The organism is Citrobacter sp. RHB20-C16, from assembly GCF_013890155.1.
Lineage (GTDB): Bacteria > Pseudomonadota > Gammaproteobacteria > Enterobacterales > Enterobacteriaceae > Citrobacter_A > Citrobacter_A amalonaticus.
This window is the reverse complement of sequence record NZ_CP057630.1, coordinates 4,626,120-4,639,576: the sequence shown is the minus strand read 5'-3', so window position 1 is coordinate 4,639,576 and position 13,457 is coordinate 4,626,120. Positions and strand designations below refer to the sequence as shown.

The 13,457-nt window shown below is 53.7% G+C and carries 20 protein-coding genes; 17 read left to right on the top strand and 3 right to left on the bottom strand.

The window, feature by feature from the left end; translation table 11 throughout:
- Positions 1-24 precede the first annotated feature (24 nt).
- Positions 25-1,749 carry a terminase family protein gene (locus HVX64_RS22180; protein WP_181825182.1) on the bottom strand — a complete coding sequence of 575 codons (1,725 nt, stop codon included), beginning with the start codon at positions 1,747-1,749 and terminating at the stop codon, positions 25-27.
- Positions 1,750-1,905: 156 nt separating this feature from the next.
- Between HVX64_RS22180 and HVX64_RS22175 the strand changes: the two genes are divergently transcribed.
- The 16 genes from HVX64_RS22175 to HVX64_RS22100 all read left to right on the top strand — a co-directional run bounded on the left by HVX64_RS22175 (position 1,906) and on the right by HVX64_RS22100 (position 11,742).
- A complete protein-coding gene (locus HVX64_RS22175) occupies positions 1,906-2,745 on the top strand; it encodes a GPO family capsid scaffolding protein (protein ID WP_181825181.1) in 840 nt (279 codons plus the stop codon).
- Positions 2,746-2,768: 23 nt separating this feature from the next.
- Positions 2,769-3,854: a phage major capsid protein, P2 family gene (locus HVX64_RS22170; protein WP_181825180.1), complete on the top strand. Its 1,086-nt coding sequence runs from the start codon at positions 2,769-2,771 to the stop codon at positions 3,852-3,854.
- 43 nt (positions 3,855-3,897) lie between these two features.
- Positions 3,898-4,722: a phage terminase small subunit gene (gene gpM / locus HVX64_RS22165; RefSeq protein WP_181825179.1), complete on the top strand. Its 825-nt coding sequence runs from the start codon at positions 3,898-3,900 to the stop codon at positions 4,720-4,722.
- Between the two features lie 97 nt (positions 4,723-4,819).
- Positions 4,820-5,317 carry a head completion/stabilization protein gene (locus tag HVX64_RS22160; RefSeq protein WP_181825178.1) on the top strand — a complete coding sequence of 166 codons (498 nt, stop codon included), beginning with the start codon at positions 4,820-4,822 and terminating at the stop codon, positions 5,315-5,317.
- Positions 5,317-5,517: a tail protein X gene (locus HVX64_RS22155; RefSeq protein WP_181825177.1), complete on the top strand. Its 201-nt coding sequence runs from the start codon at positions 5,317-5,319 to the stop codon at positions 5,515-5,517. Before HVX64_RS22160 ends, HVX64_RS22155 begins: the two co-directional genes overlap by 1 nt.
- Entirely contained in the window at positions 5,508-5,804 is a 297-nt protein-coding gene (locus HVX64_RS22150; RefSeq protein WP_181825176.1) for a phage tail protein, read from the top strand. The genes HVX64_RS22155 and HVX64_RS22150 overlap by 10 nt, the downstream gene beginning before the upstream one ends.
- Positions 5,788-6,330 (top strand): lysozyme, encoded by a 543-nt coding sequence (locus tag HVX64_RS22145; RefSeq protein WP_181825448.1) that lies wholly within the window; start codon positions 5,788-5,790, stop codon positions 6,328-6,330. The genes HVX64_RS22150 and HVX64_RS22145 overlap by 17 nt, the downstream gene beginning before the upstream one ends.
- The gene (locus HVX64_RS22140) at positions 6,327-6,701 is read left to right on the top strand and encodes a hypothetical protein (protein WP_181825175.1); all 375 of its coding nucleotides are present in this window, start codon (positions 6,327-6,329) and stop codon (positions 6,699-6,701) included. Before HVX64_RS22145 ends, HVX64_RS22140 begins: the two co-directional genes overlap by 4 nt.
- A 158-nt stretch (positions 6,702-6,859) precedes the next feature.
- Entirely contained in the window at positions 6,860-7,312 is a 453-nt protein-coding gene (locus HVX64_RS22135) for a phage tail protein (protein ID WP_181825174.1), read from the top strand.
- Entirely contained in the window at positions 7,309-7,947 is a 639-nt protein-coding gene (locus tag HVX64_RS22130; protein ID WP_181825173.1) for a phage virion morphogenesis protein, read from the top strand. The genes HVX64_RS22135 and HVX64_RS22130 overlap by 4 nt, the downstream gene beginning before the upstream one ends.
- Positions 7,944-8,525: a phage baseplate assembly protein V gene (locus HVX64_RS22125; RefSeq protein ID WP_181825172.1), complete on the top strand. Its 582-nt coding sequence runs from the start codon at positions 7,944-7,946 to the stop codon at positions 8,523-8,525. The genes HVX64_RS22130 and HVX64_RS22125 overlap by 4 nt, the downstream gene beginning before the upstream one ends.
- Positions 8,522-8,872, top strand: coding sequence for a GPW/gp25 family protein (locus tag HVX64_RS22120; RefSeq protein WP_181825171.1), 351 nt, complete (start codon positions 8,522-8,524; stop codon positions 8,870-8,872). The genes HVX64_RS22125 and HVX64_RS22120 overlap by 4 nt, the downstream gene beginning before the upstream one ends.
- 4 nt (positions 8,873-8,876) lie before the next feature.
- Positions 8,877-9,770 (top strand): baseplate J/gp47 family protein, encoded by an 894-nt coding sequence (locus HVX64_RS22115; protein WP_181825170.1) that lies wholly within the window; start codon positions 8,877-8,879, stop codon positions 9,768-9,770.
- Positions 9,763-10,377, top strand: a complete 615-nt coding sequence (locus HVX64_RS22110) for a phage tail protein I (RefSeq protein WP_181825169.1) — start codon at positions 9,763-9,765, stop codon at positions 10,375-10,377. The genes HVX64_RS22115 and HVX64_RS22110 overlap by 8 nt, the downstream gene beginning before the upstream one ends.
- Complete coding sequence (locus HVX64_RS22105; protein WP_181825168.1) at positions 10,367-11,323, top strand: phage tail protein; 957 nt, start codon at positions 10,367-10,369, stop codon at positions 11,321-11,323. Before HVX64_RS22110 ends, HVX64_RS22105 begins: the two co-directional genes overlap by 11 nt.
- 14 nt (positions 11,324-11,337) lie before the next feature.
- A complete protein-coding gene (locus HVX64_RS22100; protein WP_181825167.1) occupies positions 11,338-11,742 on the top strand; it encodes a tail fiber assembly protein in 405 nt (134 codons plus the stop codon).
- Here the strand turns inward: HVX64_RS22100 and HVX64_RS22095 are convergent.
- Positions 11,714-12,307 carry a tail fiber assembly protein gene (locus HVX64_RS22095; RefSeq protein WP_047660148.1) on the bottom strand — a complete coding sequence of 198 codons (594 nt, stop codon included), beginning with the start codon at positions 12,305-12,307 and terminating at the stop codon, positions 11,714-11,716. The two genes, HVX64_RS22100 and HVX64_RS22095, sit on opposite strands and share 29 nt — an antisense overlap.
- Positions 12,307-12,858 carry a tail fiber protein gene (locus HVX64_RS22090; RefSeq protein ID WP_249418889.1) on the bottom strand — a complete coding sequence of 184 codons (552 nt, stop codon included), beginning with the start codon at positions 12,856-12,858 and terminating at the stop codon, positions 12,307-12,309. Before HVX64_RS22090 ends, HVX64_RS22095 begins: the two co-directional genes overlap by 1 nt.
- Before the next feature lie 26 nt (positions 12,859-12,884).
- On the opposite strand from HVX64_RS22090, the gene HVX64_RS22085 reads away from it, so the two are divergent.
- On the top strand, positions 12,885-13,454 hold the full coding sequence (locus HVX64_RS22085; RefSeq protein WP_181825166.1) for a recombinase family protein: 570 nt from the start codon (positions 12,885-12,887) through the stop codon (positions 13,452-13,454).
- The last annotated feature ends 3 nt before the right edge of the window (positions 13,455-13,457 follow it).

Below are 13,457 nucleotides of genomic sequence, written 5' to 3'. Positions count from 1 at the left end.
CGCTTTCGTGTGTTGTTGTGTTCATTAAAACTCTCTTACGGAACCGCCGCCGCTGCCGTTCTCACGTCCAAGCGGCTCGTTGATGACTGCCAGCATATTTGCCCAGGCTAAATCACCATGACTGACACCGCGCGCGCGATCAGTGTCATAAGTAACCATGCCGCCTGGTGTGGTGATTTTTCTGACGGCGTTGAATGCTGACACTAACGCCTGTTCACTACGGTCATACTCCCAGCGGCCCGCACGGATCACCTGCTGCATTTTGAGTACCAGGGTACGCTTTGATGACAGCGACATGATGAAACAGACCGCCGCCGGGAAGAATTTTTTGACCAGTTGCCAGACCGCTTCACCAATGCCGGTGCCGTCAATTGCGATGTGCCGGACGTTATATTTAATGGTCAGTTCTTCGATCACTTTGGCCTGTTCTTCAAACTCCATTCCGCGTAGCTGGCGCGTTTCTATCGTGCGGAACTTGCCGCCACTGACGAGGGGAGGGGCAACAACAGAAACAGCGCCGCTGTCACCGTTGCCGCTGCCGCCGTTGGCGTCGTAGCCTATCCAGACTTCACGATCACCCAGCGGGCGGGGTGCGTAGGGTTTCCAGTCCTGCCAGTCGTCGTAGCCGTCCGCGCCGCACGTCAGTAGCTGATTAAGTGAGAAAACGGATTCACCTTCTTTGACGAACTCACACATGTACAGGTTGGTGTATTCGTCCGGGGTGTTTTCGTCCTGAATTTCTTCCAGATCGGTGAACTCCCAGCCGTGGTCGATCACGTCCTTCAGGGTGACAATCTGCCGCCAGGTTTTATCCGGGCACAACAGGCCGCTGTTGAGCGTCTTCCAGCTTGTGTCGAACTCTACCCGGCTGGATTTTGCCCGCTTCTCATTCCAGCGCTTACCCGTCCAGAAGGGGTATGCTTCATGGCTTTCGCTTGATGGCGTTGAAAAATAAGTGCGCGTTAGTCCTTTCAGAGTTGCCATTGCGCCAGCCACCTTGCGGAGGTTGGTGAAGTTGCCTACCCAGAAAAATTCGTCGAAAAACAGGTTGCCGGTGTAGCTCTGTGCGGTAGCAGCAGACGTGCCGAGAAAATGCAATTCGGCCCCGTTAGACAACAAAATCTTGTCACCGCCTTTTAGCTCTACGTCGACTTCTTCGGCAACCTTCTGGATGAAGCCCCGGAACTGGTGCGCCTGGCGACGTGATGCTGACAGAAAAATCTGGTTGCGCTGATACCCGTGCTTAACGTCATCCCGCAGCGCCTGTAAAAGCGCTTCACGGGCAAAGTACCAGGTTGCGCCAATCTGGCGACTTTTCAGGATCATGCGGTTTCGTTGCTGGCGCTGTTCAAACCATCCCTGCTGATGCCAGGCCAGAGAGTCCTGAATTTTTTCCCGCAGCGCGGCGATCTGCGCTTCGGTGAAATGGTTTTTCTTTTTGCTCGCTCGCGCCTTCTTGAATGGCTGCGCCGGTTGTCCTTCTGCCAGCTTCTTCACCTGGCGCGTGAGCGCGTCAATTTCCTTCAGATCGCCGCCCGTCTTTGTCGGCTTCATGGTGAGTTGGCATAACCGGGCATCAATAGATTGCGTGACGCGCTGAATAGCTGGCGTTTCGTCCCAGTCGTCGCGCTTCTTCCACGAATAAACCGTGTTCTGACTGATACCCATCAGGCGTGAAATCTCTGCTGGCGGGTAGCCCTGCCAGTAAAGCTGCTTTGCCCTCTGCCTTACAAATGCGTCCTGGATCATGAGGTGTCCTCTCGTTTCGATGGAGAGATTAACCCGCGCGCGTGGGCCGTTCCTGCTGTTTGGGTTGTGGGTTGTCTCTGACAACTAAAACGCGTTGAGACAATGACTTAGCAACTGACATCATGGAAAAACAGAAACCAACTGGCAGGAAAGAACATGAGTGAAACCAGCAAATCTACCCGGAAGAAATTCCGCGTTGCCGTCTCCGGTGCCACCGTTGACGGTCGCGAAATTCGACCAGATCACCTCCGTGATGCTGCCGCGAGCTATAGCCCGGACGTTTACGGCGCTCGCGTGAATGTTGAGCATTATCTCTCGCCTTATCCAGGCAGTGATTTTGGCGCGATGGGTGATGTTACGGCGCTTAGCGCTGAGGACATTACTGAAGGCCCGCTAGCGGGGCGCACTGCGTTATATGCGGAAATTGAACCATCAGCGCAAATGAAGGCGCTGACAGATGCCGGTAAGAAAGTCTATTCCAGTATCGAATTGCACCCGCAATTTGCACTGAACGGTAAGGCCTACATTGTCGGCCTGGCGATGACTGATACCCCGGCAAGCCTGGGTACTGAGCGTCTGAAGTTTGCGGCCCAGCAGCGTCAGCAGGTGCAGGCGTTCAATCAGCAGCAGGGCGAAAGCGCGATGTTCTCTGATGCCATTGAAGCTGAAGTGATCGAACTGGCAGTGCAGCGAAGCGATGAAGGCAGCAAGTGGTTTAGCCGCATGAAGGAACTTTTGACCAAAAACCATAAAACCGACAGCGAGCAATTCAGCCAGGTGCGCGAAGTGGTTGAAGGTGTTGCCACGTCTCAGGCGGGCCTTATCGATCAGGTTGCGGAACTGACAAGCCAGCGCGCGGATGACGCTAAGGAAATCCAGAAGCTGACCAGTGAGCTGACCAGTCTGAAAGCTACGCTGGCAACACAGGACGCCAGCACCTTCAGCCGCCAGCCCGCACAGGGCGGTAACTCCGGCGTCGAACAGGCCGACTACTAACCACGCATACGAGATTAAAAAACATGGAAAACAGTACCCGCGTACTCTTTAACGGCTATATCGATCGCCAGGCCAATTTAAACGGCGTGCGCTCTGATGATGTTGCCAAGTCCTTCAGCGTTGAACCGTCTGTGCAGCAGCGCATGGAAAAGGCGTCGATGGAAAGTGATGATTTTCTGAAGAAAATTAACGTATTCCCGGTAAAAGCCCAGGAAGGCCAGAAAATCCAGATTGGCAGCAAAGGCCCGATCGCTAACACCAACAACAGCAGCGACGGCACCAACCGCCGCAACCCGGTGGACAATCACTCAAAAGAGCCGAGTGTTTACCGCTGCCGTAAAACCAACTACGACTCAGCCGTCAGTTATTCGCAACTGGATGCCTGGTCCATGCAACCGAATTTCCAGGCATTGATCAGCGAAGCAAACGCCCGACAGATTGCGCTGGACCGCATCATGATTGGTTTTAACGGTACGTCATACGCTGAAAAGTCTGACCGCGCAGCTAATCCGCTGTTGCAGGATTGCGGTGTTGGCTGGCTTCAGAAAATCCGCAATGAAGCCCCGCACCGCATTATCAGCAAGGTCACGCTGACCGCGCGCGATGAAGATAACAAGATTGTAGCCAAAGGCACTTACGGCAACCTGGACGCGGCTGTATTTGACGCCAAAAACACGCTGCTGGATTCGTGGCACCGCAAAGCGCCTGATCTGGTTGTGATTCTGTCGGCAGACCTGCTGACCAGCAGTTACTTCCCGAAACTGAACGCACTGAGCCAGACCAATCCGAACAGCGAACTGATCGCGGCACAGTTGATTGTGTCCAGTGAAAAAGTTGGCGGTCTGCCGGTGGTATTCGCGCCGTACATGCCTGATGACTGCGTGCTGATCACGTCGCTGAAAAACCTGTCTGTGTATTACCAGTTGGGTGCGCTGCGCCGAACCATCAAAGAAGAGCCGGAATATAACCGCGTAGCTAACTATCAGTCCTCAAACGATGACTTCGTTGTAGAAGACTACGGCAAATGCGCCTTCATTGACGGGATCACCTTCGCAGAGGCCGCCCCGGAAACCCAATCCGAAGAGCCTGACGAAAACGCGGGCGCGTAACTGAAATTGCGGGCGCTTTTGCGCCCGCCACCAGGAGACAAAAATGCTAACCCCAGCGCAAAAACACTTTCAAAAAGTGATGGCTGATCGACGCGGAGACAGCGTCGCACAACATGGCGTTGTGCGCACTGCGCATGAGCAAATTTTGCACCGTCTACGCCTCGATCAGGCTTCTCTTAAAGCGGTGCAGTCTACTGAAACAAAGGCCGTGATGAAGCGCGACATGCTGACTAATTATCAGGGCTGGATTGATGGAACGCTGGAGGGCGACAGCGGGCGACAGGATGAAGTGATCACCACGATGATGCTGTGGGCGATTGACTGCCAGGACTACCCGCAAGCGCTGAAGATCGGGCGCTACGTGGTGAAGCACGGCCTGTCTATGCGTGACGACTTCAAACGTACCGCGCCGGTGATGCTGGCTGAAGAAATCAGCAATCAGGCGCTGAACGTCGCGACGACTGACGCTGAGGCGGATATGTCGGCTTATATCACCGTACTGGATGAACTGGCGGAGATTGTCGCCGGGGCCGATATGCCGGATGAAGTGCAATCCAAGCTCTGCAAGGCCCGCGCCTTCGCACGCCGTGGAACGGCTGACAATGAGACAAAAGGTGAAGCATTAAAACTGTTTCGTCGTGCGACGGAACTGAACCCCGCCGCAGGCGTGAAACGTGAAATGCAGTCTATTTCACGCGAACTGAAGAAGCTGGCGACTCTGCAACCGGAAGTGACAGCACAACCGGAGCCTGTGCCGGTTGTCGCAGAGAAGAAAACCAAACGTAAGCCGAGCGCGGATAAAGCTGCAAAACCGGCAGCAAAAAAACGCGTACCGCGTAAAACGGCGAAAGATAAAAAAGAATCTTAACGACTTCGGCCCCGACCGACAGGAGGCACGCGCGGAGATCTGCCCGTAACTGGTCTTTTCACCGCGCGTCCACCTCCTGATTTTTCAAGGAGTGCTCATGAGTAGCCTGGTAGCCGCGAAAACGCCATTTCCGGCCAGCAGTGACGTAACTGACGTTGATGACGGTGACGCCACCGTTACTGCCGGTAGTTTCTGGCCTGTCATCAGTCTGAAAGATCTACGCATGGCGGCGCGTATCACTGGCGGCGTCACCACTACGCGACTGATGCACGTCACTACGGAGGCCGTGGGCCATGTTATTGAACAGCTTGAAGAGTGGCAGCTAAATCAGCAGACGTTGGGGTATGAGACGTTGCAGAGCGTGCCCGCCGTGGAGGTAAACGGTAAGAGCGTCAAAGTATCACGCTATCACCGTGCGGTTTATTCCATTGCCCGCGCCCTGGTGATTGAAGGGTACAGGGACGTTGATACCACGCCAAAAGGTGATAAAGACGCCGCCGCGCTGGATTTACAACGGGAAGATCTCTGGCGTGATGCTCGATGGGCTATCGCCGATATTCAGCGCAAGCTCCGCGTTTATGCGGAGTTGTGCTGATGAAAGTTACGGCGCTACAGGGTGACACGCTGGATCAGCTATGCCACCGGCACTACGGAAAAACCAAAGGCGTTACCGAAGCGGTATTAAGCGCCAATCCGGGGCTGAGTGGGCGGATTTTTTTAGATGCAGGGCAGGTGGTAGAGATGCCGGATATCGATACTCAGCCCGCACAGGAGATGGTGCAGCTATGGAGTTGAATTCGTTTCACCGGCTGTGGGACTGGCTTACCTGGGTTTCTTCAACCATCAGCGTTGGCGTTGGTGTGATGACGTGGAATGAAAAGCTGGGGGTTGCCGGTCTTGTGCTGGGCATTCTGTCCGGCTGGCGCGCCTGGGTACATCGTGCGCGAGTGGAGAAGGCACAGGACCGCCGAAACTCACTGATTGAGCAAATTCTTGATCAAGCCGAGCGCCGGGGGCTTACCGATTCTGAGCGCGTGAAGCTGGCGCAATTTCAGGCGGGCGATGATGAAGACGGTTATTAAGCGTTGCTCTATCGCCGTGATCGTTGCTCTGGGTTTCTCAATGTCACCCGATGCGCTGAGAACGTCGCCGGAAGCACAGCAAAAAATAGCGGCCTGGGAAGATTGCCGCAACACGCCTTACTACTGTACCGCCGGAGTGTTGACCGTGGGGATTGGCTCTACCGGCAATGTGCAAAAACGTGAATACAGCAATGCAGAAGTAGCGCGCCGGTGGGTTAGCGATATGCAGCATTCTGAGCGCTGTATAAACCAGAACTTTAACGGCGAAGCGATGCCGCAAAAGGTGTTCGAAAGCATGGTTGATGGTGGGCTGAATGTGGGTTGTACGGGCCTGATGTGGTTCACCGATAAGCAGGGCCGCAAACAGCGCACAACCATCTGGAAAAACGCACAGGCGCATGACTGGCGCGGCGTCTGTGATCGCTTAACAGACTTTGTGAACAGTGCCGGTAAGCGCTCGCAAGGGCTGGTCAATCGGCGCACTGACTTTCAGGCATGGTGCAGGATGGATGCGAGGGCGCAATGAAAACAGCTTTATGGTTTTTGGTACTGACTGCCGCGACTTACGTCAGCGGGTATTACCGGGGATATACGAGCGCTGTAGCTGATGACAACGAACAGAAGTTACAGAGCATGTTTGATGAAAGCGAAGCCGTGATAGGTGAAATGCGCGATCTGTCTGCTGATGCGCGCGCGGTGCTGGCTGAGGCCAGGAAGACCGAACAGGCCCGCAATACTGAAGGCGAACAACGCCGCGAAAAGATAACAGAGGGGATGCGTGATGATTCGTGTGCCGGTGCTCTTGCTCCTGCTGCTGTCGCTGATGGGTTGCTCCGAAAAAATCAGAGTGCAAACGCGGCTGATTCACGAACCGATACCGGAAAGCCTCACAAATGAAACGCCCGCGCCGGTACTGAAACCGCCGGTGACATGGGGCGGTATTGCAATCTGGGCCGATCAGCTACGTGACGCGCTTGATACCTGCAATGCGGATAAAAATGATATCAGGGCGTTAAATCTTTTGCGCATGGCGCGCCAGAAGGGAGGGGAACAATATGCTGAAAATTAACTCATTACGCCAGGCGCTCACCAGTGCTAACCCGTGGTGTCGTGCCAACCCTGAAGCCTTCAGCGTGTTTATTGAATCAGGGCACGTTGAGACGACCGGCGAAACGGCTGATTTTGTCTACGCCTACACGCTGTGCCTCTTCGTGATGAATTTTGCCGGTGATCTGGACGATTTCACGTTGCCGCTGATGGCCTGGCTATGGCAGGAACAGCCGCAACTGTTGTTGAACCCGGAGAAGAACAAAGAAATTAAGTTCACAACGGCAATCAATAACGACGACACCGCCGATCTCTTCTTCGAATTGCCCATTAACGAGCGCGTGATCGTGTCGCGCAATGAGGCTGGAAAGTTAACTGCTGAACATAAGCCAGAGCCACGCCCCCGCATGGTGCCTGAGTGGGGCGCGATGTTTAGCGCGCCGGGGAGTGACAGCCAATGAATGCCGGTGATGTTCACGCGCTGGATCAATATTTTGCCGACATCCTGGCGGGCGTGTCATCCAGCGGGCGGGCCAGAACAGCGCGCGCCGTGGGTAAGGTTTTGCGGATTAGCCAGCAGCAGCGCATCCGCGCACAGCGCAACCCAGATGGTAGCCAGTACCCGGCCCGTCGACGTAAAACGCTGCGAACCCAGCAGGGGATCGCCTTTGTCTGGGAAGGGCAGTTAAGACGGCTGAAAAACTGGCATAGCGGGCGCGGTAAATATGGGCGAACCATTACCGGCTTTGATGAAGACCGTAACGAGATCCGCACGTTCTACCGCGCCGATATTGAGCGGTTTACCGAAATTAATACTCGCGCGGGCCAGCGTCCAAAAATGGTCAAGGCTCCGATGTTCGTGAAGCTGAGAACTGCCAGATTTATGAAAGTTAAGGCATCCAGTGAGGGGGCCGAAGTGGGTTACAGCGGCATGGCGGCCCGCATTGCGCGTATTCATCAGTACGGGTTGCGTGAACAGGTTGGCCCGGGGGCGTTTGCGAAGTATACGCCGCGTGTCCTGCTGGGGATCTCTAAGGCCGATGAAGCGCTGATCCGCAGCGCGGTGATTAACAGCCTGGGGAGTGCCGGGGCATGAGTGCCGAACTGTTGCGCCTCCTGTCTAACGTGCTCCGCGTAGGTGTGGTTTTTGCCATATCAGAAGACGGTAAGAGCGTGCGGGTGCAGAGCGATGATTTGCAGACAACCTGGCTTCGCTGGACGACAACGCGCGCCGGTGCTTTCAAATTCTGGTGCCCGCCGTCGCTGGGTGAACAGGTTTTGCTGGGATGTATGGGCGGCAATCCTGAAACCGCCGTTGTGCTGGGCAGTCTGTACAGCAGTGAAAACGACGCCCCCGCCAGCAGTCTGATGCAGATGATGATCACCGCGCCTGATGGGGCTGAATTCAGCTATGACGCGGGGGCGGGTGCACTGAGTGCCGGCGGCATGAAAACCGCCACTATCCAGGCCGCGACGAAAATCACGCTTGATGCGCCAGAGGTGGAATGCACCAACCATCTGAAGGCGAAAACCTTTGATTTCACTGAAGGCGGCAAGATGACCGGCGATGTAAATCACAGTGGTGGTGCACTGACGTCAAACGGTGTCCAGGCTGACGACCATGATCATGGTGGTGTTCAGAGTGGTAACAACAGGACTAAGGGGACGGCATGACAGCGAAATATACGGGCATGAACCAGAACGGCACAGGGACGGTTTCAGATAGCGATCACCTTTGGCAATCCATGAAAGATATCTTGCTGACGCCGCTGGGGTCGCGTGTGATGCGCCGGACGTATGGCAGCTTGTTACCTGATTTGCTGGACGCCCCGAAAAACGAAACAACACGGCTTCAGCTAATGAGCGCCACCGTGATTGCGCTGACGCAATGGGAGCCGCGGATAGCATTGAACCAGGTTGATATTACGTATTCAGACGCCGGGGCTGTGACGGTTGAGTTAGGCGGATTGGTTACTGCAACAATGCAGCCTGTAAGCGGTGTTGTGAAGGTGAAGGAGTAAGGCAATGGCGACAGTTGATTTATCAGAACTCCCGCCGCCGGAGATTATCGCAACGCTGGACTATGAAGCCATTCTGAGTGACGTAATGGCGATGATCATTGCTGCGTACCCACAGGAAAAACAACCGGCAATAGCAGCGGCTATGACACTGGAGTCAGAACCTTTGACCGTGATCGCCCAGGTGTTTTCATACCGGGAATTGATGTTGCGTCAGAACATAAATGACGGTGCTGCAGCTTGTATGTTGAGCCATGCCAATGCCGGGGATCTGGATAACCTGGCAGCTAACAACAATACAGCACGCCTGACAGTGGCAGAGGCGACGGATACAACGGATGCGGTAATGGAAAGCGACTCCGCGCTGCGCTTGCGTGCGCAATCTGCTTTTGAAGGGTTGAGTGTTGCTGGTCCTACGGGTGCTTATGAATACTTCGCTAAAAGTGCGTCGGGGAAAGTTGCAGACGCCAAAGCGTCAAGTCCGGCCCCTGCCGAGGTCGTGGTGTCTGTGCTGTCTGCCGAGGGAGACGGGGCGGCTTCTGACGAACTGATCGCTACGGTTTACGCGATGTTATCCAGTGAAAGTATTCGCCCTGTTGGTGACCGGCTGACAGTCCAGAGCGCGGAGATTATCAGTTATGACATTCAGGCCACGCTCTATCTTTACCCCGGCCCTGAATCTGAGCCTGTTGTGAGCGCGGCTGAGGCTTCATTGCAAAAGTGGCTCAAAAGCCAGGGGCGGATCGGTCTTGATGTTGCGAAATCGGCAATTCTGGCGGCGCTACACGTTCAGGGGGTGCAGCGCGTAGAACTGGATCTGCCAGAGCGGATAATTATCAGTGATACCCAGGCGGCGCGGTGCGCTTCCGTCACCATCACGAGGGGTGGAACTGATGAATAACAGTCTGTTGCCACCGTCAGCCAGTGATTTTATGCGCGGCGCTGAAGCTGCAACCTGGCGCGTGAGTGATTTACCCGTAGACCTGAAAACGCTGTGGAATCCTGATGAATGCCCGGTTGCCCTGTTGCCCTATCTCGCGTGGGCGCTATCCGTTGATCGCTGGGATAAAAACTGGTCGGAGCAAACAAAGCGCCAGGTCATTAAATCCGCGTGGTTGGTACACCGGCAAAAGGGAACTATTGCGGCCCTGCGCCGGGTTGTTGAGCCGTTTGGCTTCCTGATTAAGGTTGTGGAATGGTGGCAGAACGGCGGCGAGCGGGGAACTTTCCAGCTTGAAATCGGCGTCTCAGATTCTGGGATCACAGAGGAAACCTATCTGGAGCTTGAGCGCCTGATCGCCGATGCAAAACCATGCTCACGCCACCTGACCGGTCTTGCGATCAGTATGCAAGCTAAGGGAGAGGTATACGCCCACGCCGGGTGTTATGGCGGAGACGTGATGACAATTTATCCCTATATGCCAGAAGCCGTAGAAGTTGGTGGCGGGTATTTTTCCGGGGGTGCGATTCATATTATTGATACGTTAGAGGTAACAAATGGCGGCTAAATTCTTTGCCCTGCTGACAAATCAGGGGGCGGCAAAATTATCAAATATGGCTGCGCTGGGTGAGAAGTTAGAGATCACTTCGCTTGCAGTCGGTGACGGTGGTGGCGTTTCGCCAACACCTAACCAGGCACAGACGGAACTGGTTAACGAGCGGCGACGTGCCCAGCTTAACTCGCTGTCAGTAGATGAAAAGAATACCAGCCAGATTATTGCGGAACAGATTATTCCTGAATCTGTTGGCGGGTGGTGGATTCGTGAGATCGGACTCTTTGACGCTGATGGCGTTTTGATTGCGGTGGCTAACTGCCCGGAAACGTACAAGGCCACTACGGAGGAAGGGTCGGGGAGAACGCAGGTTATCAGGATGATGCTCACGGTATCGAGCACAGACGCAGTTACCCTGAAAGTTGATCCGTCCGTTGTGCTGGCAACCCGGCAGTATGTTGATAGTGCGGTTATTGAGGTGAAAACATATGCAGATAACGTGATGAAAAAGCACGTTGCCGAAGATAATCCGCATAGCCAATACCCGCTGATTGAAAATGCCCTTAAAGAATTGGCTGATGCCGGGTTGGTTGGTGAGGTTCTCAAAAACCTTGGTTTGGGAGATGCGGCAAAAATGGACGCAGCCACGCTGGATATAACGTCAAACTCTCTTGTCGCGAAAATTCCGGTGTTGTTTTTGGGTGAGCAGAGAGCGCTTATTATCCAGGCGTCGTCACTCTCGAGTTCATCGACATCCGGGACGATTATTTTCCCGGCTGCATTTCCAAATGCCTGCATTGTCGCTTTGACACACGATTATTCCAGCGCTGGAACGGATTTATCGAACGTAAAATTTAATGTTCCGTCGCAGACATCTGTAAACTGGTATGTCCAGAACATGGGCACCGGCTCGACAAGTGTTCCGCCATCATCGTGGGGCTGGCTGGCAATTGGCTGGTAAAAAAGGAAATTAAAATGAAATTTTTCACATCTGATCCGGTGGCGCTTTACAACACTGAAATTACATCAACCGTTCCAGATTCTGCTGTTGAAATTAGTGATGACCAATATGCAACACTAATTGCTGGTCAGGAAAATGGGAAAATCATTTCAACTGATGAAAATGGCTTTCCCTGTCTTGTTGAACCGCCACAGCCGACGCAAGCGGAATTAATAGCGAGTGCTGAAGCAAAAAAAGTTGTATTACGCGCTAATGCTGATTCTGAAATCGAGTGGCGGCAAGATGCTGTTGATGCAGAGATCGCGACGGAAGAGGAAACCGCCGTCCTGGCTGACTGGAAGAAATATCGGGTCTTGCTGATGCGTGTCGATACAGCAAAACCCGTATGGCCTACACCACCGGGGGGGCAGGCCAGTTAATATCTGGTGCGGTTCCTGTATCGGTTACAGTAACCGCATCAATATAATCAAGCGTCGCATTGAGTTTATTATTTTCTGCATCACTCAACACCCGCCCTGCCTGCAATTTCAACTGAATGATACTGATAGACTGCATCGCAGCATTTATTAATTGCTGGCGCTGTAGTTCCGCTTCGGCTATGGCGTCAGCCTGTTGCTCCTCAGTATCTGTTACCCATTTTTCCCCGTCCCACGCATCGTATGGGGTAGACGGTGCAACGCTGGTGTAACCATCGTGAACGGAGCCAATATAATCAACGGTGACGGCGCTGCCGTCAGCAGTTGACCAGACCGTTTCACCGCGATGATCTTCCTCAAGTTGCCAGCCAGTACCAGTGAACAAAGAGACCTTTCCTGCAACCGCTTCACCCGGATCAATATCGGTTGAGTTGCCCGGCATACTGACACCAACATTAATATATTCATCCGACCAACCGGTATATTCACCAGTCACTGAGTCAAAATAAAAACAGCGAATATTCCCCGGTTCTTTCGCCAGACCATTTTCATCAAATACAGGTTTCATTATTTAGCCCTTATCAGGAAATTAAGTGCAATGTTTCGAGATCGTGTTTCTGTTGAAGTTCTTGCGACTCGACCAGCATCGAAATACATAGTGTTAACCCGATCATTACCGGTGGTAGCCTGAGCGTTAGGAGGAGATGTTGTCTGAGAGCCTGGATAGAATGCACCGCCCTCACCGTTAACAAGCACACTTAATTGTGCTGCCCCGGCAGTTGCTGCGCTAAAAGAACCAGTAATATTTTGTAGTGCATCGAGTTGAGCTGACAGTAATCCGCGCCCTGCATCCACCCCGCGCCCGTCGTCCCAGATGCGCAAAAATTCGCCGCGCATGTCAGGGATAACAAGCCCTGTCCAGACCTTCGCCAGTTTTGGGTATTCAGCGGCGGAGAATGATGCGCCATTGGGTTTCAGAAACACCATATTTGCCCATTCATCCATGACGGTATTTGGCATCGCCGCCAGCGGCCAGAAGAACGGAATTCCTATCGCTGGAGAGCCTGCTCCCAAACCAACGTTTGAGAAAATGCAGTTTTCCCGCCTGGCTGGCATCATTCCGGCTTTTGCGTAGGGGAAAGCAGATGCAGGTTGGCTATGTGCGCGTATCAACAAATGACCAAAACACCGCATTGCAGCGTGATGCGCTGGAGCGCTCAGGATGTAAGCTGATATTTGAGGATAAAATAAGCGGTAAAACATCAGAGAGGCCTGGTCTTAAGAGGTTATTAAAAACCTTGTCTCCGGGCGACACGCTTGTTGTATGGAAATTGGATCGTCTGGGGCGCAGTATGAGACATCTGGTTGTGCTGGTTGAGGAATTGCGCCAGCGGTCAGTAAATTTCAGAAGCCTGACGGATAGCATTGATACATCAACCCCAATGGGACGTTTCTTTTTTCATGTTATGGGTGCGCTTGCTGAAATGGAGCGTGAATTGATTGTTGAGAGGACGCGGGCGGGCCTGAAGACCGCCAGGGAACAGGGGAGAATTGACGGGCGTCGCCCAAAGCTATCTGATGAGCAGTGGGCGCAAGCGGGGCGGTTGATTTCTGCCGGTGAGACTCGCCAGCGGGTTGCCTTGCTTTTTGATGTCGGAATATCGACGTTATACAAAAAATTCCCCGCCACGGTGAAGACTGAGGCGGGGAATTGACAG